We start from the raw sequence: 22,074 nt of genomic DNA, 5'->3' as shown, positions 1-22,074 counted from the left end.
TGCCCCCTTAATGTGAGATAATCTTACTCAAAAATTGTTGTGCTCGCTCCGTCTTAGGCTGCTTGAAAAAACTCTTACTATCATCATCTTCAACGATTTGTCCCTTGTCCATAAAGATTACACGATTGGCAACTTCCTTGGCAAAGCCCATTTCATGAGTCACAATCAAAGAAGTCATGCCACTTTCATTGGCGACCTTTTTGATAACCTGCAAAACGTCATCAATCATTTCCGGGTCAAGGGCAGAAGTTGGTTCATCATACAAAATAAGCTTAGGTTGCATCGCCAGCGTTCTGGCAATCGCTACCCGTTGCTTTTGCCCACCGGAAATCTGTGAAGGCATGTTGTGGGCCCATTTTTCCAAACCAACCATTTCCAGTAGCTTAATTGCTCGTTCCTTGTTTTCTTTTTCCGGTATATGGCTAACAATACGTGGAGCGAGCATGATATTTTCAAGCACATCCTTGTTCTTGTATAAATTGAAGTGCTGAAATACCATCCCGACGTCACTGCGCAGGATATTCAGGTTGGTCTTGGAATCAGAAAGGTCGTGACCGTTTACAATTAGTTGTCCCTCCTGGATTGACTCCAGACCGTTTACCGTACGGACTAAAGTACTCTTACCGGAACCCGATGGCCCAATTAAGACCACCGTTTCTCCCGCGTCAATTTCTAAATTAATGTCGTGTAGTGCATGAAAATGGCCATAATATTTTTGCACGTCATGAAATTCTATCATCGACATTCTTATCGCCCCTTTCATCTTTATTGTAAAATCACAATAAGTTGTTGAATCTATTTTACTATAGTCGTTAAGATTTTTAAAAGTTATGCATAATTTTTTACCAAAAATTATATAACGATTTTCCGTAAAGGGCGGATAAAACGCACACCAAAGTGGCAGAAAACCAGCAAAAAAGCACATCAATGAAGTGCTTTTGGTTAAATATTATTTTTTACCTGCTTTACGCTGGCCAAACTTGACTACTTCAACAATGACAATCATGCCGATCCCTGCACCGAGGACCGTCAGCCACTGCGGACCATCCAGCTCGGTAACATCGAAGAACTTGGTCATAAAGGGCAATTCAACTGCCGCCATGACAAGTGCGGAAATTACGATTGCCCAGTTGAACCACTTGTTAGCAAACGTGCGCTTGGAAAAAAGCGACTGGTGGATATACTTGGAATTAAAGGCGTGGAAAAGCTGGATTAAGCCCAGGGTCAAGAATGCCATCGTCAAGGCATCACCATGCTGCAGGCGCGCATTTCCAACGTGCGGTCCCAGATTCAGGCCCAGTTGGTAAGTCGTCAACACGATTACGCCTTCCAGGATACCCTGGTAAACAATCGAGCTCGAAACCCCGCCACTGAAAAAGTTTGACTTTTTGCCGCGTGGCATGCGTTTCATTATTCCTTTTTCAACGGGTTCAAGGCCCAGAGCAATTGCGGGCAGCGTATCCGTGACCAGGTTGATCCACAATAACTGCACCGGTGCGAGAATATCCCAGCCCAGCATCGTCATCATGAAGACGGTCAGAACTTCACCCACATTGCAGCTCATCAGGTAAAGAATCGCCTTCTGAATATTGCTGAAGACCTTGCGCCCTTGCTTGACCGCTTCAACAATGGTTGCAAAGTTGTCATCCGCCAAAATCATGTCGCTGGCACCCTTTGATACTTCGGTGCCCGTAATGCCCATGCCAATCCCGATATCAGCCTGCTTCAGACTCGGCGCATCATTAACGCCGTCACCGGTCATTGCCACAATCTTATTTTCAGCTTGCCAGGCCTTGACAATGCGCACCTTATGTTCAGGTGATACCCGGGCATAAACGCTGAAGTCACGAATATGATCCTGCAGGTACTTGTCGCTAAACTCATCCAGCTGCGCCCCGGTTACCACGCGTTCGTCCTGGCCCGGCTTCAGGATGCCGAGTCGCTCAGCAATCGCCTGTGCTGTTACCTGGAAGTCACCTGTGATCATAACCGTTCTAATACCGGCTTCGTGCGCCTCAACAATTGCCTCCTTGGCTTCAGGTCTTTCCGGATCAATCATCCCGACTAACCCCGCAAAAATCAGATCATGCTCAACGGAGTCGGTGGTTGGTTCATCATATAGCTGCGGGGTGGTTTTATACGCTAAAGCCAGCACGCGCAAAGCCTTTTGCGCCATCTTCTTGTTAGCGGCCATGATCTTTTCTTTTTGCTCACCTGAAATTGCCTCAACGTGGCCGTTGAGTTCAATGCGGCTAACGCGCTTCAGCAATTGATCCGGTGCACCCTTGACCGCTACAAAATACTCTCCGCCGGCCTGATTAACCGTGCTCATTAACTTGCGGCCTGAGTCAAAGGGTACTTCCTGCAAGCGTTTGTGTTCGTTAATCAGCTGCCGCACGGCAATTTTTCGGTCAAGTGCATACTGGATCAACGCCGTTTCGGTCGGATCACCAAGCAGCTGGTCATTATTGTCCAATTTAGAGTCATTGGCTAGGACCATTGCCCAGAGTGCGTGGTTGTCCGGAGACACTTCCTGGCTGGCAGGATGAGATTGACCGTCATAATAAAGCTGCTCGACCGTCATCTTGTTCTGGGTCAGCGTTCCCGTTTTATCCGAACAAATAATGTCGGTTGCACCCAGGGTCTCCACGGCTGGCAGCTTGCGCACAATCGACTTGTGGGCAGCCATCACCTGTGTACCCAGAGCCAAAATGATGGTCACGATTGCCGGTAAGCCCTCAGGGATTGCAGCTACAGCCAGTGAGACTGCTACCAAAAACATGTCAATTGCCAACTTGTCAGTTGGTTCGGTGCCTGCCTTGGTGAAAAAGCCGACGACAAAGACAACCGCACAGATCAGCAAAATCATGATGGTCAGCGTCTTGCCCAACTGGTTCAAATTACGCTTCAAAGGCGTATCGGTTTCGTCCGCGTTGTTCAGCATGGTCGCGATTTTGCCGACTTCCGTCTTCATCCCAATCTGCGTGACGATTCCTTCCCCGCGCCCATAAGTCACATTGGTGTTGGCGAAGGCCATGTTCGTCTGGTCTGCCAGAGCGACCTTATCCTGATCGATTGCCGCGCTTTCTTTATCAACTGGAACTGACTCGCCCGTCAAGGCAGATTCTTCCACCTTCAAGCTTTTGGAAATGGTCAGACGCAAATCTGCGGGCACAACGTCACCCGCCTCAAGCAGAACAACGTCCCCTTGGACCAACTCTGTACTCGGAATTTCTTCCACCTGACCGCCGCGGCGGACATGGGCATTGGGCGTTGCCATCTTTTTTAAGGCATTGATGGCCTCTTCTGAACGTGTTTCCTGAAAGACGCCCAGAACGGCGTTGAGGATGACCACGATCATGATGATAGCCGCATCGGTCCATTCTTGGGCCACAAAGCCAGACAAAAGCGCAGCAATGATTAAGACAATAATCATGAAGTCCTTAAATTGGGCCAGGAATCGTTGCCAGATGCTTACCTTTTTTGCGCCGGCCAGGCTGTTGGGACCATCCTTTGCTCTGCGCTGGCGCACTTGCTCCTGGCTCAGGCCGCTAGCAGTATTTGTTGCTAGTTCCTGCTCCACAGCCTTAACGTTTACCTGATAAAAATCGGGCGTCATTTTGACCTCCTAGTAATAAAAAAGAGACTCGTATGACTAATACACACAAGTCTCACAAATTAAGATAAGTCCAGAAGTATTCCTTCGGTTGTTGGGCTTATCGCAAGTAATTGCCGTTACTCCCTTGATGAAGTCTATTATAAATAAAGTTGTTTGCTTTAACAAGCAATAATTTTAACCATCGCCTATTCTGCCCCGCGCACCACAAATGATACGGGCTGCTAGTATAGGCTAGATTCAAGCCCTTCACCGCTAGAAAAGACCACGTCCTAGTTTAAGCCCGTCCATTTCCAGCTGGTAACTTCGGGCATATCCTTGCCGTTGTCACGGATATATTGGTGGTGCTTTGCAAGCATCTGGTCCATCCGGTCCACAAAGCCCGCACTCTTAGCGGCCATGCGCGGAACGCTCAAGATGGCATCCTTGGCCAGGTGGAAGCGGTCAAGTCCGTTGACCACCCGCATGTCGAACGGCGTCGTGATGTCGCCCTCTTCTTCATAGCAGTGGATGTGGATATTGCTCCGGCCCCGCCCGAACCAGATTGACTGCATCATTGCCTTGTAGCCGTGCCAGGCAAAAATCACCGGCACGTCACTAGGGAACAACTGGTCAAACTCTTCGTCCGAAATGGCCTCAAGGTTGTCCTTCGTGTTCATCAGCTTCATGATTTCCACGACGTTGATGTAGCGGATCTTCAGGTCAGGGAAACTTTGGTGCAGCAGGTCAATTGCCGCCAGTGATTCCATGGTCGGCTCCGTTTCTGTAGAAGCAAAGACCACGTCGGGCTTGCTGTTTTGGTCAGTTGACGCCCAGTCAATATACGATAAGCCGTGGTCAGCAAGCCGTGCAGCCTCAGCAACTGAGAACCACTGCGGCCGCGACTGCTTAGAGGTGACCAAAATATTGATGCATTCCCGTTCACTAAAGGCCTTTTCAGAGACGGCCAAGAGTGAATTGGTGTCTGCTGGCAGGTATTCGTGCACGAGATCCGGCCGGTTCTTTTCGTACATGTGAGTCAGAATGCCCGGATCCTGGTGCGTGTAGCCGTTATGATCCTGCTGGAAAACGGTTGACGTTGCAACAAAATTGAGGGATGGGTAGTCCTTGCGCCAGTATTGCTCCTTAGCCTTCCTTAACCACTTCATGTGCTGGGTCAGCATCGAGTCGACCACCCGACCAAACGCCTCGTAAGTGGCGAAGAAGCCGTGGCGGCCGGACAAAACGTAGCCCTCAAGCCAGCCCTCATCCTGGTGCTCGGACAATTGCGAGTCGATCAGACGACCACTCGGAGCCAGGTTTTCGTCATTGGGATCGTGAATCGAACTTTCCCACTGCCGCTTCTGCTCATCAATTAGTTTGAACAGGCGGTTGGACTTGGACTCATCCGGACCAAAGCCACGGAAATTATGCGGATTAAGTTCGGCGATTTCGTTGAGGTACTTGGCCCATTCAGTCATATCCTCGGCCTCAATTGAACCCGGTTGGTCGAACTTGAGCGCATACTTGCGGTAGTCCGGCAGGTTCAAGCGTTTAGCATCCCGGCCGCCGTTTGTGATTGGGTTCATTGCCATCCGGCTCTCACCCTGAACATTGTCTTTGGTGACGATTTCCGTAGGCACGCCATTTTCGTCGAACAATTCTTCCGGCTTGTAACTTTCAAGCCAGTCAATGAGCATGTCCTTGTGCTCCATGTCATCCTGCGCAACCGGAATTGGAATCTGGTGCGCCCTAAACGAGTTCTCGACCGGGTTGCCGTCAACGTCGACCTTAGGACCGGTCCAGCCCTTTGGTACGCGGAAAATGATCATCGGCCAGTGCGGCAGTGATTGATCATTATTTTCCCGAGCATTCTTCTGGATTGCCCTGATCTCTTCAACCACCGTATCCATCAAGCGGGCCATTTCCTGGTGCACCTGCATGTGGTCCTTGTAACCATCAAATTCACCGCCCTGGTAAGCAGAAATAATGTACGGGTGCCAGCCCATGCCCTCGAAGTATTTGGTTAATTCCTCGTCTGTCATCCGCGAAACAATCGTCGGGTTGGAAATCTTGAAGCCGTTAATCTGCAAAATTGGCAAGATGGCGCCGTCCTTCACCGGATTAATAAACTTGTCACTGAACCAACTGGCAGCCAGCGGGCCGGTTTCGGCCTCCCCGTCACCAACTTCAACCGCAGCGATGATGTCCGGGTTATCCAAGATCGCACCGGTGCCGTGGGAAACGGAATAGCCTAATTCTCCACCTTCATGCATCGAACCCGGTGTCTCGGGAGCCGCGTGCGAAGCCGATCCGCCCGGAAAGCTGAAGCGTTTGAACAACTTCGCCATGCCTGCTTCATCTTGCTGGATTTCCGGGTAAAGCTCACTGTACGAACCATCCAGGTAGGAATTGGATACCATTACCTGCCCGCCGTGACCAGAACCTTCGATATAAAACATGTCCAGGTCATACTTCTTAATCACGCGGTTTAAGTGTGCGTAAATGAAGTTCTGCGGCGAAATCGTTCCCCAGTGGCCGATGGGCTTGGGCTTAACCTCGCTGGCCTTAAGGTCATGCTTTAATAACGGGTTGCCCATTAAGAAGAGCTGCCCGACGGATAGATAGTTGGCTGCACGCCAGTGCGCGTCAACACTTTTTAAAAATTCTTGTGAATCATAGTCAATTGCCATTTTATTTCTCCCTTTAGCTATTAATTGTTTGATTCTACTCATACCGCTATTATAACAGTTTTTTAGCAATGTTCAACCATTTTGCTAATTGGTACGTTCCATTTTTTAAAAAGTAACAGGTATCCCGATACGTCCAAAAAATAAAACACCTTTTCTTTACATATCAGTGCTTTTATGCTCAAATGCTTATAAATGCTGAATTTTAATTGGATGTACTGAAATAATGATTAAACTATGCGGGGAAAAATGCTAAATTAAGTGAAGGAGAAGAAGATGATCCAAGCAGAACGAATCCGTAAGATTAAACAGCTCTTAGAGAAAAAACACCATTTAAGTACCAGGGAACTAGCCGCTTACTTTAATGTTTCCTTCGATACCGCTCGTCGTGACGTGCTGCACCTAACTTCAACCGGGCAGGCAACCCGCGTGCACGGCGGCTTGATTGCAAATACCGGAGACGACGTCCCCGGCTTCTTGACCAGAAGTCAAATTGCTTCACCGCTAAAGACGAAAATGGCACAGATGGCGCAGCGCTTCGTCCACCCGAACCAGTTCGACTTCATCGGCCCCTCGACCACGCTCAAGAAGCTGTGCGAGTTGATCGGCGGGATGGACCTGCAGGTTGTCACCAATTCAATCGATAATTCGCTTGAGTTAATGCACTCCCCACTGCCGCGCGTCCGCCTCCTCGGCGGAAAGGTCGACAAGGAGCACCGCTTTAATTATTCGGTTGCGGCGCTCGACACCCTGAAGCGAATGAGCTTCAACACCGCCTTTATCGGTACCTCCAGCGTCAAAGAGGACGGCATTTACCTTGCCCGAATGAGCGATTCGGAGTTAATCCACGTGGCGGCTTCCAGGGCCAAGCAGGTTGTGGTCATTGCGGAAAAATATAAGTTCGACAGTCAGAATACTTCTCCCTACATGTCAATCCCCTTGAGTCAAATCGACGTTCTCATAACGGATGTCCCCTTGCCGCAAGAGGTGCACAAAAATTTTGCACCGCATACGCAAATAATCGCGGTGCTAAGGAAGTGAGGTTATGTGCAGCTTTTTTATTGGCGGTTCAACGAGAAACCGGGAGCAGCTGAATAAGGAAGTATATCAGGAGTTGGAACAGTTTTACCGTAGTTTTTTTACCCATATCTATAATGAATTGAATATTGCCAAATACAAGCCGATCCGGGATGCAATTGGGCTCGTGCTGCGCAAGTTTGAGCAGGGCGACCACCCGCTGGACTACACCGGTAAGCTGGTCATGTACATCCAGGCCCGAATGACCCTGGACCACATACGCCTAACCAGCCAGCAGCGCAAGCTGCTACGCCAGGTGGCACAACAGACCAGGAACATTAACCTGAACTTCGTTTACACCGGCCCCATCACGGACCCCAGCCAGTTTTTCAATATTTAACTTTCTTCTTTTAGATAAAATATACCCAAAAAAGTGGACCCGCCGGTTAAGGCGAGTCCGCTTTTTTATTTATTCAAATTGACAAACGTGTTGAAGCGCATGTACTGGTAATGAATCCGCATGGTCGACACTTCAAATGGCGTGCCGTCGTCCAAAAAGAAGATGCCCTCCATGACGCCGACCGGTTCGTTTGCAGTCAGCTTGAGACGCTCCTGGTCCTCCTTGCTCGAAGGCTCAACAGTAATGTTAAGGAAGGACTTGGTGACCACCTTGTTTTGCGTGTCCTCCAGGTAGTTAAATAGTGATTTTTTCAGGTGCGCGGGCTTCAGTTCCGGCACGATTTTAATCGGCAGGTAGCCCGTTTCAATCAGGAAGGGCTGCTCGTCCAAAAGGCGCAGACGGTGAAATTCATAGACAAAGTCATTGGCGTTAAGAAAAAGATCCTGGGCGATTCCCTTCGGCGCTTTAACCACGTTGAAGTCAAGCAGCTTGATGCCCTGCGTCTTGCCCGGTATCTTCAAGCTGTCCGTTAACCCCAGGTTTGAGCCCTCGTAGCGAAAAAGCGACTGGTTCTTTAAGTAGAGCGGGTTGATGAAGGTACCGCTGCCGCGTTTTTTAAAAACGATACCCTGCTGCGAGAGCTGCTCCATCGCTCGCTTCATCGAAGAGCGACTGACCTGGTAGTAGTCCGCAAGGCTGCGTTCGTCTGGAAGACGCATGCCATCGTACTTGTTATCCAAAATATTTTGCTTAATATCGTGCATCACCGTACGATAAACGAAATCTGCCATTTTTCACCTCAACTAAATTGCCTTCTTAATTGCCGCAATGAACCACTTAGCGAAGGTATTCCGATCAATTTCAACGCCGACCTGGGCATTAGCCCGCTGACCAAAGAAGTTGTCAAAATCAATCAGCGATGCCCCGTACGCACTGGGGCTCTTGGTGTCCACGACCACGTATGCCGGCTTAAACGTGTACATGGCCGGGTTAAGAAGCATACCGACAGCCAGCGCATCGTAGATCTCACGGCCACCGTTTTCAGTCTTGTCGTTTAGACTGGTCAGTACATGGTAAAGCATGTCGCCGGTCTGGCCCATTTTTTTTAATTCCAGGAGCGTGTCCTGCGTGACGAAGGCCTGGTGCCCCAACTCAAGCGGTGCAAGCAGAATCTTGACTCCGCTTGCGAATACAATCTGGGCCGCCTCAGGGTCGCCCGCGACGTTGTACTCGCTATAGGGCCCCCAATTGCCGCGCCCAATCGCACCGCCCATGATTACCAGCTGGTCGATATTAGCCAGGTCCTCCGGAAACTGCCTGAAGTACAATGCAAAATCGGTCGCCGGGCCAATCTGCATCAGGGTGACCTTCTGCGGGCTATTTGCCACAACTTCATGAATAGCGTCCGCGGCAAGCCCCGGTTGAAGCAGCTTCCGGTCCGGTTCAGGAAAGTCATAACCGGCAAGGCCGCTCTTGCCGTGAACGTCGGAGGCGTCAATCGCCGCCCGCAGCAGGGGCACTTTTGCCCCCTTGACAACCGGCACCCTCGTCTTCAAGAAAGTTTCCAGTTTCAGGGTATTGGCCAGCGTCTTAGCGAGCGGAACGTTGCCCCAAGTGGCCGCGATGAGCTTAACGTCAAGCTGCTCGGAGAACAGTGCAATCGTGATTGCAACGACGTCGTCAATACCAGGATCAGTGCTAATAATTAAAGGTTTTTTCGTCATGGGATTTCCTCTTCATAAAAGTTTCTAAGACCATCATACCAAATCAGACGCGCAATTGCCCTTTTTTAACCACAATAAACGGGTACACCCCACCACAATCTTGCAATTGCAGCCGAATAACACCCGTTTAGCTCTTATTTCTGTTACTGATTTTTACGTCGATGTTCGATTTCGCCGTCTGCGTGAGCAATGATTACCTCGTCACAGATGCCAAGAAAAAGCCCGTGTTCAACCACGCCAACGGTATGGTCAAGGTAGTCTGCGAGGCCCAACGGGACGGGAACCGGGTCAACGTGCAGGTCAATGATATAATTGCCGTAGTGCGTGACGAAGCGCTTGCCTTGGTCCATGCGCCACTTAGGGCTCAAGCCGTCTGCTTGAAAGCGGCGAAAATTCTGCACACATGAAAGCGGCAAAACTTCAACTGGCAGCGGAAAGCCGCTAAGCCGGTCGACCAACTTGGATTCATCGACAATCCACATCACCCGCTTGGAATTAACCGCCACGTTCTTTTCCATGGTCAAGGCGCCGCCGCCGCCCTTTATCCCATCGAAGTTGGCTGCAAAGCGGTCCGCACCATCAATCGTCAGGTCGAGTTCATCTACCGCGGCCAGTTCATCGACCTTGAAGCCCCATTCTTCCAGCTGCTTCTTGCTCCTGCTGGATGTGGTGACAACTGCGGCCAGGTTCAAGCCCTCTTCTTTTCTGCGTCTGCCCAGTTCATCGATCAAATAGGCAACGGTGGAGCCCGTGCCAACACCCAGTTTCATCCCCGACTTGACCAGGCTGGCAGCCTTAACCGCCGCCCTCTTCTTCAATTCATCCTGTTCTTTTTTATCCATCTTCCATGCTCTCTTTTCACTCATTATTAATAATCCGTCATTGATTTTATTATAGCAAAAATCACCCTCAAAAAAGCAGCAAAAAAGGACAGCTCAGTCAAGCCGTCCCGCAATTATTACCACAAACTTTTATTCAGGATCGATTTCAGGTGCCTTGTTAATTTCGCTTGACATCATCCAGATCCGTTTTTCTACGGCGCTATGGAAGCCGGTCAGCATGTCATTGGTCGAGTAGTCGCCCTCTTCGTCGCTGGCTTTGATGCCTTCCTCGTAGAGCTTGTCCAGGTAGTGGTAGCCGTCGATGATCTTGCCGTAACGCTCATCGATTGACTCGTTCCAGTTGGCCTTTTCATCCTTGATCTTCGTCTTGGCCGCAATTTCGCTCAGGGTTGAAACAGGTGAACCGTCAAGCGTAATCAGCCGTTCTGAAACCTCGTCAAGCTGCTCTGCTAGTTCATCCATTACCTTGTCTAAGTATGGGTGCAGCTTCAAAAACCGGTTGCCGCGCATGTACCAGTGGTGTTGGTGGACAATCATGTGCATTTGGGTCAAATCAGCAACCAATTGGTTCAATACTTCTTTTGTTTTAGGATATTTCATCTTAATATGCCTCCATTAGATAACTTTATTAACAATTCCATCATACCAAGAAAGCGGTAATATTTCTAAAAATTTGTTTATAAAATAATATTTTTCTGAAGTGGTTCACAAGCAAGCAGATTTAACTCGTAGACCGTTTTCCCCGTTTAAACACGGTGCTGTCACGTTGCCTAACGACTGTGGGCACGCGCCCAGTTTCAGTAAGCCAAAAAGGTGTTAACTAAATTGTTCATTGGTTCTTAACTAGTATAAAATGTAAGGTGATAGCGCTAACAAGGTTAGATAGAAAAGGAGCTAAAAATGTATTCTGCAAAAATGCCTAAGGGCTTTTTATGGGGTGGCGCCGTTGCTGCACATCAGCTAGAGGGTGCCTGGAACCAGGATGGCAAGGGCGTATCGGTTGCCGACGTGATGACGGTTGGATCTGAAACCAGGCCGCGCGCGATTACCGATGGGGTGCTTCCCGGAAAAAATTACCCGAACCACTCTGCAATCGACTTTTACCACCACTACCAAGAGGATATCAAGTTGATGGCCGAGATGGGCTTCAAGGCCTTCAGGACGTCAATTGCGTGGACGCGGATTTTTCCTAACGGCGACGAGCAAGAGCCAAACGAAGCCGGCCTGAAGTTCTACGATGACTTGTTTGACACCTGCCACCACTACGGCATCGAACCGGTCATCACGCTTTCGCACTTCGAGATTCCCTACCACCTGGTCAAGAAGTACAAGGGCTTTACCAGCCGCAAGCTAATTGACTTCTTCGTGCGTTTCGCCCAAGTCTGCTTCGACCGCTACAAGGACAAGGTCAAGTACTGGATGACCTTCAACGAGATTGACAACCAATCGGCCTACAACAACGACTTCTTGATGGCCACCAACTCCGGTCTCATCCTCAAAGGCTTATCTGACCAGGAAAAAGAGGCCGCCATGTACCAAGCAGCACACTATGAACTGGTTGCATCCGCCCTGGCCGTCAAGATTGGTCACCAGATTAACCCCGACTTTCAAATCGGCTGCATGATTAACTACTCACCGGTTCGCCCGCTCACACCGTCTTCAGAGGACGTGCTGCTGGCCGACAAGTTTGAGCAAAGGCGCGACTGGTTCTCCGACGTTCACGTGTTTGGTGAATATCCTAAAGAGGTTGAGGCCTATATCAACCGCAACGGCTTCAGACCCGACATTACCAGTGAGGACCGTATCGTCTTGAAGGAAGGCACCGTCGACTACGTGGGGTTCAGCTACTACCAGTCGACCACGGTTTCCGCCGAGAAGGTCAAGCCAGACGAACTGAGCGACCTGGCGGCCGCCATCGCCCCCAACCCGACGCTTGAACGAAGCGACTGGGGCTGGGAAATTGACCCTACCGGTTTGCGCATTGCCTTAAGCCACCTGACCGACCGCTACCACAAGCCGCTGTTCATTGTTGAAAACGGTCTGGGCGCCTACGACCAGGTGGAAGAAGACGGTTCGATCCACGATGACTACCGCATCAGCTACCTGCGCAAGCACATTTCAGAAATGGAAAAGGCGGTTGAACTCGACGGCGTCGACCTGATGGGCTACTTGCCGTGGGGACCAATCGACCTCGTTTCTGCTGGCACCGGCCAAATGGACAAGCGCTACGGCTTCATCTACGTTGACAAAAATGACGCCGGTGAAGGCACGCTGAAGCGTTCACGCAAGGACTCTTTTGCCTGGTACAAAAAAGTAATCGGTTCTAATGGTGCAGATTTAGACTAAATTCAAGCACCACAAAAGGCGAAGATAAAGGTGTAATCCCCAAAATTGGCCCCGCATAATAACTTTTAACTGAGGATTAACGCCACCATTCAGAAGGCGTTGGCCCTCTTAGTTTGCGCTTGATTCTTTTGGCGTTGCAGTAGTCAATGTGCTTTCTGATTGCTTATTCTTTAAGACGCCAAATAAGCCCCTCATCAGCCCGTCGTCCAGCGAATTGCCCCTGCTGGGCATGAACTAACCCGAGAGCGTCGACTCAGTTCTGCCCCAATTAGAGGAACACTTTAACTATCTGCTGCCCCATGTCAACAGTTGCAGGTAGAAAAAGACTGGTCCAACGTAAACTTTGCCGGGTTATGGGATAGGTATTTGATTGCCTTACAAGCTGGCTGGTCGTCTTTGAAGGGCTACTTGAAATTCAGAAAATAAATTAAAAATGAGTTGACTTTAAAATGTAAGCACTTTATTATATTAAAATTAATATATTTCATTATAAAAAGACCAAAAATCAGCAAGAGCTATGATGGCAGCGGCATTAGTATGTCAAATTGTTGCTAATATTTGTGCAACGGTTTTAGCTGCCTCAAATAGTAATTCATCTCAATAAATAAGTACAAGATTAGACGTCAAATCAGATTCGACAAATCGTGTTGAAAGTTCTGAAGTTATTGATCAAGAGGCGCTTAATAAAGCAGATCCATATATTTCTGTACAAAACAATCAGTATGTTGTTGACCCTAAATTAAAAAGGTGGTTAACCCCTGCAGCATATTTACAAATGGAAAAGATGGTAAATGCCTCATAGAAGTTAAAAAATAATCAGCGGTTATTAATCCAACTTCAAAAGCTTATACTGGTGCTTGTGGAGGCCACTTATGAATAAAAGACTAATAAAAAAGCTTGCGCTTATTATGATTATCATAATGATTGTTGATTTGTTCAGCTTTAACATGATTAATAGTGCAAAGTCGCCGGTAAATTCTGGTGAAACAACTACGTATAAAGTCCAAAGATATAATTGGAGAACACGTTATTATTTTAAAGACAAGATGTCACTGCTTTATTTTGAAAATAAGATCAAAAATTCTGCAGAGGTTTTAGCTGGAGTGGTTGTGATTGGTGGCCTACCCTCGGTTGGGCTAGCAGCAATTGGTTCTCTAGGTATAGCCTATCTTGGTAAAGTAGTAAGTGATATGACATATCAGGAACAAATTTATCAAAATAGAAGTTATTATTTAGACGAAAATTGCATTTTCAATTGTCACACATAGAATTGAACCGTTTGATATTATTGATAAAAATTTGAGTCAAAAAGATGTAATATACCGCATTAAAAAAGATTTGATAAAAATTGTTGAGCAATTCAATAGTGTAAAATTAAATATGACTAATTTATTTAGTTATGTAGATAATAATCAAGTTTTTTCTTTCCCCTTGGATAATTTGCTTTATATTCAAACTGTACCAGGAAAACGTGGTTTATTAGAACTACATAGCAAAAATAAAGTGACGATTCTTAATGGAACACTCAGGAACTTTGAGCGTAAGTATCCTATTTTATTTAGAATCCAAAAGGGGATTTTGGTAAACCCTGCTCATATTAAATGTGTTAATCTGAATACAAGATATGTTTTCTTGGATAATGGAGATAAATTAGAGGTAAGCTTTCGTAAAGTTTATATGCTTAAAAAAACTTTACTGTTAACAAGTTCAACGATAAAGCAGAAAAATTAAACGTTTATCTTGAAAATCCATTTTCATAAATTAATAGCGTATACTATCTGTAGATGAGCTAGCTAATCTTATATATAAGGTAAATACTAATTTTATTTAAAGGAGCTTAAATTATGAATATTAAAACTTTAACTGATTTAGAATTAACAAATATAACTGGCGGTAAAAAGAAAAGAAATTCGTGGCAGCAAAATGTTCAAGGTATAATTGGATCAGTAGGTGGCGGAGCAGCCTTAGGTACTGCAATATGTGGTCCAGCTTGTGGCTTCATAGGCGCACATTATGGTGCAATTGCTTGGGTTGCAGGAACAGGTTTATCTGGTGGTTTTGGACATATTCACCAAAATAGTTTGAGGTAATTATTATGAGCAACTATGAATTGGTTAATGATCAACAATTATCAAATATTGTTGGTGGTAATAGAGTAGGAAATGCTGTCGTTGGTGGTCTTAGTGGTGCCGGGACAGGAGTGAAAGTTTGCAAGGGCTTTGGTCCTTGGGGAATGCTAGCTTGTGGAGTTGTTGGTGGCGGAATAGGTGCATACCTTGGGTATCACTCATAAGATAGATATGTGAAAGCATATATATAAGCTAATTCTAATATATATATGCTTTTTTTATAATTAAATATTATGGATACGTCTAGATTATAAATGATAAATTAGTTAATAATATAAATGAATTGTTTCCATATAAATAAGGACTTAAAAGGTATGAACGGATTTAAGTTGACCTACAAAGCATCATACTTATTAGCTGGTGTAATACAATTTTTGATAGGTGGTATTTACTTTTTTTATTTTAAAAAAGACATAAGTTTTTTGATAATTTTTACAGTTTTAGGCGTAATATTTATAATAATTCCTTATTTGCTAAAAACAACTCAAGCGACTGTGAAACATGAAAAATCTGATAAAGTGATAGGAATAACTTTTATTTGTATAGGTATATTGGCCTTTTTGTTAACTCCCAAGGATTCAACATATTTATTTTATTTTGATATGGGACTGCTTAGTTTGCTAATCTAACTAGTATTCTCAAATTTACGATAAGTTTTAAGAATTGCCTAGTTTTTAAAGATGTTAACTCATAATAGAGAGTGAAATGGTAATTTATCTTATTTAAAAAGAGAAAGAGGCAAAGATGAAAAAGATTATAAAGATTATATTAGCGGCTGTAATATTAGCTGTTGGAGGATCTATAAGTGTTTCTTTGATTAGCCAACCGCAAAGAGTTTTCGCATCAGAAGATAGTTCTGTTCCTCAAGTCCCAATTAATAGTTACCTTGATAATATTAAAGGAACAAAGCAGATTAGTGTAAAAGAATATTTAAAATTAGTAAATAAAGACGACGCAATGCAAGACTTTATCGTTTACTTTGGATTTAAAGATTGCCAATATTGTCGTGCTGAGTCAGTTTATCTTAAGGAATTTATCAAAGAAACCAAATATCCAATTTATTATATAAATATGGAAGAAAGTTTGAGTGACGCCACTGAAGAAGATTTACAAAGAATGGATGAATCATTGAAGCCATTTACTTTCTATGGTACTCCAACTTTTACTTTTTTTAGAGATAATAAAATTGAAAACATGTTAATTGGCTACCCAGTAACTGTACAGGATCTTGAACAAATTGATGATTCCGATGAGTATTTAAGTACTAGATTGAAAAGTAATAAAAAGATTACTAATTTTTGCTTTAATAATCTAATCGATATTAATCAGCAATAATATTTCGCAGTGTAATGCAAAATTAGAACAGTCTAATAATTATTAAATGAAGACTAACTTTCGATATGTTAAAAGAGTTAGTCTTTTTTAACATCTGTTTGTCTAAAAATTAGTTCTTTCTTATTTGGTTAATCGCCATTTCTAGCATATTACAACCTTTTATCCTAGTTGCTACTTCTTACCTCAATATATTGCAAATTAGTGATTTACGTAATCATGACCAAAAAGCCTGGTTGACAATTATAGTAGTTTCACTATTTGCGTATTTATCCTCTTACTTTTGCGATATGGTAGCAAGCTACTTACTTACTACACACATTCGAGAGTTTAACCAACAATTAAGGGGGAAAATTCTTAGACATCTATATGATGAAAAAAGAAGTTATCAGGTGGCAGAGGTTGAGAATCTACTGACCAACGATTTGAATATGGTCAATGATCAGTACTTTAATTTACTACCAACTATCTGTGTCTTTCTTGGGTATATTGTCTTTTCAGTGATTGCATTACTTACTATTAATTGGTCCTTATTGTTGATTACTATATTTACGGTAGTGGTTTCAATACTGTTACCCAAGCTGATTGATAAACCAATCCAAAGAGCAATGGAAAACGTATCAATTAAAAATAGACAATATTTAGACTTAGTTGAAAAATGGCTTGGTGGGATAGCTGAACTGCAGCGCTATGCTGCAGGTGATCACTTAATGAGTGTAATGCATCTAGGTGCAAAAAAATTGGAAGATGCCAAACTAAGGCAAAACGCTAAGCAGCAAATTTTATCAATTATTACCGGTAGCATTTCTCAAGTAATGATTTTTGCTTTGTTTGTGTGGACAGGAGTATTGATTAAAAAGGATATTGTACCTTTTGGTGCTATTGCTGTTATCGGTAATTTTAGTCATTATATGTCTACGGGTATTGAGTATCTACCCTATTATCTGGGCTTAATTAAAGGTACCAGTGGATTAAGAAAACAGATTACCAGAGCAACTTTACCTATAAAAGATTATAGTGAATCTGAATCTTTGGGAATCCCTTTTTCTTTCAAAACTAAAAACTTAACAATGAAGTTTCAGAATGGAGAAACTTTGAAATTTCCTGATATTGAGATTAATTATGGTGAAAAGATTTTGCTTACTGGTGATAGTGGAACAGGTAAATCAACGTTATTCAAACTAATTTTAAATTTTCTTGAACCCAGTTCTGGACAAATTGAATTTAAGAATCAAAATGGCGACATTATTAATCCTGATCTTACCAAGATTGGCTATATTGCGCAGAATCCTATCCTATTTCCAAGTACGGTCAAAAGAAATATTACTATGTTTAACGAAAATCTTAATAATCTAGCCGAAATAGCGGGCAAAGAAATGGGTCTCCAAGCTGATACTACGTCTTTGACTCAAGGTCTTAATACTAAAATCAATTTGCAAAAACTTAATATTTCCGGTGGCCAAAGGCAAAAAATTATTTTGGCGCGTGCACAAGTTCATGATAGTAATATTTTACTGATTGATGAGGGAACCAGTGCCATAGACCAGGTAGCAACACTAAAAATTTTACATCAGTTACTACAGAGGCCTAATACAATTATTTTTATTGCACATAACTTTAATCAGCGCATGAATAACTTGTTCGATCGAGAAATTCATTTAAATAAAAAGTAATGTAATTCCAAAAATGAAGACATTTAAATAAATTTTAGGTAAGGGTCAACTCTCGATGTTCATAAGGAGTTAGTATTTATGAGACTTAGTTTAGCTGGATTTTGCGTAAAAAAGACCGTCCCAATAAAAACTTTAGCGAGTTATGGGATTGATCTTTTTGATTAATTTATAACTGAGCTAACCGCCTTTAAAGCGATTGCTTGAAATTCAGAGAAAAGGTCTTGCTTTGCAAGGCTTCTTTTTCTCTATAGCTATATTCTAGTATGACTAAACTAATTTTGCACAAGAACTTGATTAACCTATCCGGGTTATCCCTAATTTTTCTCTATACCGTTTAAATGTTATCCGATTAATTCCAGTTACCTTGCTGACGGCAGTATCAGTCATGCCACTTTGGTAAAGTTTAAAGGCGTGTTGCAATTGCGGGCTGTCCTGATTGAATTTAGGCTTGCGGCCATGGTAGCGCCCCTCGGCTTTAGCAATTGCTATGCCCTGCCGCTGCCGTTCTTTAATGCGTTTGCGCTCGCTCTCAGCTTGGTACTTGTATAACTCTAAAATAAGATTATTCATTAGTTGCCGCAGGTTGGGGTCTTCAATGCCTCTAAGCGAAGGGAAACTCAAAATATCTAGTGTAGCTCCCTTTGCCTTAATTGCGCCCATGATCTTAGTTAAGTCCTGGTTATTTCTTCCTAACCGATCCAATTCTGTAACAATGACAACATCGTCATCACGAATGTAATTTAACATTTTTTGCAGTTCAGGTCGCTTGGTGGTCGCTCCCGACATTTTATCGCAGAATAATTTATCTACTTTGAAATTTTCCAGAGCTTCAATTTGGCGATCTAAATTTTGGTCGCGCGTGCTGACCCGAGCATAACCGATTTTTGCCATAGTTTAAGATTCCTTTTTGAACATACTCTATTGAACACTTATCTTATTAATAATAACATGATTTTTGTGAAGTTCAAAAGGGTGTACCCTATTGAACTAAATGGCAATAAAAAAAGTACGTGGTACATAGAGGCTTATAGTGATCTAACATACATTTGTGATAAATTATTTTCAATAACTTTGTGGCTACGCTTTCTAATAATAATTAAAGTGATCAATATAAAAACAAGCATTGTTACTAAAGTTGATTGCCATTGGTAAGCAGTTGGCTGTGTTATATTTTTTAATACATTACCAGAATTAGAAATGCCCCCATCCATTATCAATAAAATAAAATCGTATAGACTGTGGTAGGTCATAGTTAATAACAGTGAGTGAGTGTAAAGATAGATAGCACTAACTACAAGTGCCCAACTACCTACCTCAATTACTTGTCGAATTGTAGCTAAAAAAGTCTGATAAGACAGGTTGGAAAGATGTAATGAGCCAAAGATAATACCATCTGCTAAGACAATTAAAAAAATTTGATATTTATTATTTTGAAAGATTTGGGCTAACAAAGCAATAGCAACAAAACGCATTACCCATTCTTCAGCAATGCCGGCTCGCAGTGCACTAAATATTATTCCTAAGTTTACTTGCTCAAGATAATAATTTAGAGCAACTTCTAAGTTGAAAGCGTTGCTTACAGCTGGAATAATAAAATAGCTGAAATGCAAAAAAATGAATAAAATAATAAAAGCAATCATCCAAATGCTAGAATGATGGGCGAATGTAAAATGCGGCTTTTTAATTTTCCACTCTGACATAACAAGTAGTGTGATAATAATTAAAATGGGAATACCTGAAAAACCAGAAGTATTTATTTGCTCTAAAATTTCAGCATAATGCATAGAGCCAGCAATTCTCATTGGACTTGAAGTGGCATATAGATATACAACATATGCCAATAACAAGATTCTTCCCCAATTATTTTTAACTTTACTTAAGGCCAGCTTAGCCATTGGAATATACATGACATAGCAATAAAAAGTAATCAAGACCATCCAAGATGTTGGATCAATGAAATGGTAATAGTCTACTGTCTTAGTAAGAAAATGTAAACTGCCTGGAAGAGTATAACAGATTGCAACAATCATTAAGTAATGATTAATTCTTTGCCACCTAGCTGGTTGCTTTCCTTCAGGCTTTAGTAGACTAAATTCTACAAAACATAAAACAAAACAAATAAAAATAGTAATTGTTTGTGCTTGACTAAAAAGCCTGCTATTTACATAGCCCAGTATGCTACAAATTAATAGAATAATAATTTGTCCACTTGTTTGTATTAAATGAAATTTTTTTATTAATAGATCTGAGGACATGATATTCACCATCTATATTTTTACTAATCTCAGTAAAATTTACTTCTTTATATATTTATTAAAATGATATTTCTAATTATACGTATCCAACTTTAATTATCAAGAGCACAGTAATGTTTTTCTCGCGGAATATATTATGCAGTTCTCACTTTTTTAAATTAAATTATTATTAGGTGTTTAAATATTATTTTAATTATGTATAATAATATCATATATAATAAATGTAGGAGGAGAGTTACTATGAAAAGATTTGTTAAAGTTGCTATTGCAGCAGGTACATTCTTAACAGCAAATGCAGCTACTGTATCTATGGTTGCCGCAAGTTCAATCAATTCAGCACCAAAGGTAACGCATGTATCAAGGGTACAAAATAATCAGGAGGAAAATCCTTTACTACGAAGGGCGGCTCAACAGCTTATTCCTGAAGGCGGTGGAGGTGGTCATATCTGGATGCCGCCAACTGAACATCCTAATTATTGGCCATTCCCTCATATGCCGTTTCATTAAAATCAACAAAAGCCATTTATAGCTGGGTGTTAGGAGGAAAGTCATCATGAAAAAAGTCATTAAAATTGCCATTGCAGCAGGTACGTTCTTAACAGCAAATGCAGCTACTGTATCTATGGTTGCCGCAAGTTCAATCAATTCAGCACCAAAGGTAACGTATGTATCAAGGGTACAAAATAATCAGGAGGAAAATCCTTTACTTCGAAGGGTGGCTCAACAGCTTATTCCTGAAGGCGGTGGCTCTGGTCATATCTACCTGCGACCGATTCCAGGGCCAAGACCATATTGGCCGTTTCATTAAAATCAACACAAGCTGTTTATAGTTGAAAGTTAGGAGGAAGGTCACCATGAAAAGATTTATTAAAGTTGCTATCGCAACAGGTACGTTTTTAGCAGCAAATGCAGCTACTGTATCTATGGTTGCCGCAAGTTCAATCAATTCAGCACCAAAGGTGTCGCATGTAATAAAAGTGCAAAACTTTGCTCCTCAACATTTGCTCCATGATGGCGGTGGGTATCCACCTATTATTCCCTGGGTTATTCTCTAGGCATTTTTAGACATAATAAGCTATTAGTAGCCTATTAATACACGATTCCAAATCTTATTGGTATCGTGTATTTTTACGTAAAATTAGGTGATAGTTCATATTTCTCTTTATTTTTTTAATTTCTAAGTTTCTACTAGCATATTTCTGTCTGCTCTTACTTGTCCAGTCTTATAGTTAAATATAAAATTAGACTGCACGTTAAAGTTAAGATAGCCGTCCGTTGATATTGCTTACAAGTTAATACCACGTGCCATTAACTCTTTACCGCGAAAAACTGTTGTTGCTTGATAAATAACGCGTCTATTTTGTCTTAACGCTGCTCTAATTTTCTCTTCAAAAATTGTCTGTATTTTCTGATTAGAAAAGGCAGATTGAGTAAATAGATTTTTTGGATTATTTTGATCACCGAACCTATTCTTAGGATTAAAGTTCCTTTCTTGATCAATACCAGCCGAGACAGAGTAGGCATTAAAAGGCCACGATTATAAACTTGCGTACTATTACGATGGTGTGCCATGCAGTTGAATTGACAAATTGACGTACACGCAGGCTTTCATTGGCAACGTTACGCTTTTCTAAAAAGGCTGTATTGGAGTGAGAAGTACTATTTAAGTCATCTAAATTTGCATAGATCACACGGTTTTTCTGCCACGACTTTTTAATCAGCGTAGACTTATTCTTATTAACAGTGATATATGTTTGGCTACTGCTTTTGAAGTCTAGGCTAGCCAAGTGGTCATAATCTTGTTGGGATAGTCCACCGTATGATTTTCTAGCAATCTTGGCTCAGTTAATTTTGGTATTGGTGACCTGTTGCAAATCAGAAACGGGGCTGTTTGCTACCCAATTAATTGCATTCTTGCTACTTGTGGCTAAGCTTAATAAAAACAAGAGTCTGGGAAAAAACTAGATCCTTTGACTTAATAAACTAAAGCAGGCAAACCACTTTTTAGTGATTTGCCTGCTTTTTGTCTCTACTGAATTGCGGTTGATGGTCCCAGCTGCCCCTTGGGGCC

General features: G+C 43.0%; 22 protein-coding genes and 1 pseudogene. 13 read left to right on the top strand and 10 right to left on the bottom strand.

All coding sequences use genetic code 11. The annotated features are described in order from the left end of the window. Window positions 1-7 precede the first annotated feature (7 nt). From AC2JF8_RS00115 to AC2JF8_RS00105, 3 genes are all read right to left on the bottom strand, one after another. Complete coding sequence (locus tag AC2JF8_RS00115; RefSeq protein ID WP_500729675.1) at window positions 8-745, bottom strand: amino acid ABC transporter ATP-binding protein; 738 nt, start codon at window positions 743-745, stop codon at window positions 8-10. Window positions 746-949: 204 nt separating this feature from the next. Beyond that, window positions 950-3,619, bottom strand: coding sequence for a calcium-translocating P-type ATPase, PMCA-type (locus tag AC2JF8_RS00110; protein ID WP_500760067.1), 2,670 nt, complete (start codon window positions 3,617-3,619; stop codon window positions 950-952). Between the two features lie 269 nt (window positions 3,620-3,888). Next, window positions 3,889-6,288, bottom strand: a complete 2,400-nt coding sequence (locus AC2JF8_RS00105) for a phosphoketolase family protein (RefSeq protein WP_500760064.1) — start codon at window positions 6,286-6,288, stop codon at window positions 3,889-3,891. Between the two features lie 273 nt (window positions 6,289-6,561). On the opposite strand from AC2JF8_RS00105, the gene AC2JF8_RS00100 reads away from it, so the two are divergent. Both AC2JF8_RS00100 and AC2JF8_RS00095 read left to right on the top strand, forming a co-directional pair. After that, on the top strand, window positions 6,562-7,326 hold the full coding sequence (locus AC2JF8_RS00100) for a DeoR/GlpR family DNA-binding transcription regulator (protein ID WP_500760062.1): 765 nt from the start codon (window positions 6,562-6,564) through the stop codon (window positions 7,324-7,326). Between the two features lie 4 nt (window positions 7,327-7,330). Further along, complete coding sequence (locus AC2JF8_RS00095) at window positions 7,331-7,702, top strand: bacteriocin immunity protein (RefSeq protein ID WP_500760060.1); 372 nt, start codon at window positions 7,331-7,333, stop codon at window positions 7,700-7,702. 65 nt (window positions 7,703-7,767) lie between these two features. Here the strand turns inward: AC2JF8_RS00095 and AC2JF8_RS00090 are convergent, their stop codons facing one another. From AC2JF8_RS00090 to AC2JF8_RS00075, 4 genes are all read right to left on the bottom strand, one after another. Then, the gene (locus tag AC2JF8_RS00090; protein ID WP_500760057.1) at window positions 7,768-8,493 is read right to left on the bottom strand and encodes a GntR family transcriptional regulator; all 726 of its coding nucleotides are present in this window, start codon (window positions 8,491-8,493) and stop codon (window positions 7,768-7,770) included. 12 nt (window positions 8,494-8,505) lie between these two features. Next, window positions 8,506-9,426, bottom strand: a complete 921-nt coding sequence (locus tag AC2JF8_RS00085; RefSeq protein ID WP_500760055.1) for a nucleoside hydrolase — start codon at window positions 9,424-9,426, stop codon at window positions 8,506-8,508. Window positions 9,427-9,569: 143 nt separating this feature from the next. Next, on the bottom strand, window positions 9,570-10,268 hold the full coding sequence (rpiA, locus tag AC2JF8_RS00080) for a ribose-5-phosphate isomerase RpiA (protein WP_500729668.1): 699 nt from the start codon (window positions 10,266-10,268) through the stop codon (window positions 9,570-9,572). Window positions 10,269-10,397: 129 nt separating this feature from the next. Next, window positions 10,398-10,868: a Dps family protein gene (locus AC2JF8_RS00075; RefSeq protein ID WP_500729667.1), complete on the bottom strand. Its 471-nt coding sequence runs from the start codon at window positions 10,866-10,868 to the stop codon at window positions 10,398-10,400. 300 nt (window positions 10,869-11,168) lie between these two features. Here AC2JF8_RS00075 and AC2JF8_RS00070 point away from each other — a divergent pair, with 300 nt between their 5' ends. The 8 genes from AC2JF8_RS00070 (at window position 11,169) to AC2JF8_RS00035 (ending at window position 17,748) form a co-directional block, all read left to right on the top strand. Then, window positions 11,169-12,614 (top strand): 6-phospho-beta-glucosidase, encoded by a 1,446-nt coding sequence (locus AC2JF8_RS00070; RefSeq protein WP_500760052.1) that lies wholly within the window; start codon window positions 11,169-11,171, stop codon window positions 12,612-12,614. An 872-nt stretch (window positions 12,615-13,486) separates the two neighbouring features. Next, window positions 13,487-13,882: a hypothetical protein gene (locus AC2JF8_RS00065; RefSeq protein WP_500760049.1), complete on the top strand. Its 396-nt coding sequence runs from the start codon at window positions 13,487-13,489 to the stop codon at window positions 13,880-13,882. Between the two features lie 31 nt (window positions 13,883-13,913). After that, on the top strand, window positions 13,914-14,345 hold the full coding sequence (locus AC2JF8_RS00060; RefSeq protein WP_500760046.1) for a LytTR family DNA-binding domain-containing protein: 432 nt from the start codon (window positions 13,914-13,916) through the stop codon (window positions 14,343-14,345). Between the two features lie 113 nt (window positions 14,346-14,458). Further along, a complete protein-coding gene (locus AC2JF8_RS00055; protein ID WP_500760043.1) occupies window positions 14,459-14,704 on the top strand; it encodes a bacteriocin in 246 nt (81 codons plus the stop codon). 5 nt (window positions 14,705-14,709) lie between these two features. After that, the gene (locus AC2JF8_RS00050) at window positions 14,710-14,907 is read left to right on the top strand and encodes a Blp family class II bacteriocin (RefSeq protein WP_500760040.1); all 198 of its coding nucleotides are present in this window, start codon (window positions 14,710-14,712) and stop codon (window positions 14,905-14,907) included. 114 nt (window positions 14,908-15,021) lie between these two features. Beyond that, window positions 15,022-15,372 (top strand): hypothetical protein, encoded by a 351-nt coding sequence (locus AC2JF8_RS00045; RefSeq protein WP_500760037.1) that lies wholly within the window; start codon window positions 15,022-15,024, stop codon window positions 15,370-15,372. A gap of 115 nt (window positions 15,373-15,487) precedes the next feature. After that, the gene (locus AC2JF8_RS00040; protein WP_500760034.1) at window positions 15,488-16,078 is read left to right on the top strand and encodes a DUF6568 family protein; all 591 of its coding nucleotides are present in this window, start codon (window positions 15,488-15,490) and stop codon (window positions 16,076-16,078) included. A 122-nt stretch (window positions 16,079-16,200) separates the two neighbouring features. Then, window positions 16,201-17,748, top strand: coding sequence for an ATP-binding cassette domain-containing protein (locus tag AC2JF8_RS00035; protein WP_500760826.1), 1,548 nt, complete (start codon window positions 16,201-16,203; stop codon window positions 17,746-17,748). Window positions 17,749-18,042: 294 nt separating this feature from the next. Here AC2JF8_RS00035 and AC2JF8_RS00030 read toward each other — a convergent pair whose 3' ends face one another. Both AC2JF8_RS00030 and AC2JF8_RS00025 read right to left on the bottom strand, forming a co-directional pair. Beyond that, window positions 18,043-18,639, bottom strand: a complete 597-nt coding sequence (locus AC2JF8_RS00030) for a recombinase family protein (RefSeq protein ID WP_500760031.1) — start codon at window positions 18,637-18,639, stop codon at window positions 18,043-18,045. A gap of 134 nt (window positions 18,640-18,773) precedes the next feature. Continuing rightward, a complete protein-coding gene (locus AC2JF8_RS00025; RefSeq protein ID WP_500760028.1) occupies window positions 18,774-20,003 on the bottom strand; it encodes a CPBP family intramembrane glutamic endopeptidase in 1,230 nt (409 codons plus the stop codon). A gap of 240 nt (window positions 20,004-20,243) precedes the next feature. Between AC2JF8_RS00025 and AC2JF8_RS00020 the strand changes: the two genes are divergently transcribed. From AC2JF8_RS00020 to AC2JF8_RS00010, 3 genes are read left to right on the top strand one after another with little or no spacing between them, the layout of a single operon-like run. Continuing rightward, window positions 20,244-20,510: a hypothetical protein gene (locus tag AC2JF8_RS00020; RefSeq protein ID WP_500760026.1), complete on the top strand. Its 267-nt coding sequence runs from the start codon at window positions 20,244-20,246 to the stop codon at window positions 20,508-20,510. A 46-nt stretch (window positions 20,511-20,556) separates the two neighbouring features. Continuing rightward, the gene (locus AC2JF8_RS00015) at window positions 20,557-20,811 is read left to right on the top strand and encodes a hypothetical protein (RefSeq protein ID WP_500760024.1); all 255 of its coding nucleotides are present in this window, start codon (window positions 20,557-20,559) and stop codon (window positions 20,809-20,811) included. Between the two features lie 46 nt (window positions 20,812-20,857). Further along, window positions 20,858-21,058 (top strand): hypothetical protein, encoded by a 201-nt coding sequence (locus AC2JF8_RS00010; protein WP_500760022.1) that lies wholly within the window; start codon window positions 20,858-20,860, stop codon window positions 21,056-21,058. A 122-nt stretch (window positions 21,059-21,180) separates the two neighbouring features. On the opposite strand, the pseudogene AC2JF8_RS00005 reads toward AC2JF8_RS00010, so the two are convergent. After that, window positions 21,181-21,844 (bottom strand): annotated as a pseudogene (locus AC2JF8_RS00005) (DNA/RNA non-specific endonuclease); the annotation flags it as partial. Window positions 21,845-22,074: the final 230 nt, after the last annotated feature.

It is taken from the genome of Lactobacillus sp. CA30L, from assembly GCF_059900845.1.
This window is presented reverse-complemented; position numbering and strand designations above follow the sequence as displayed.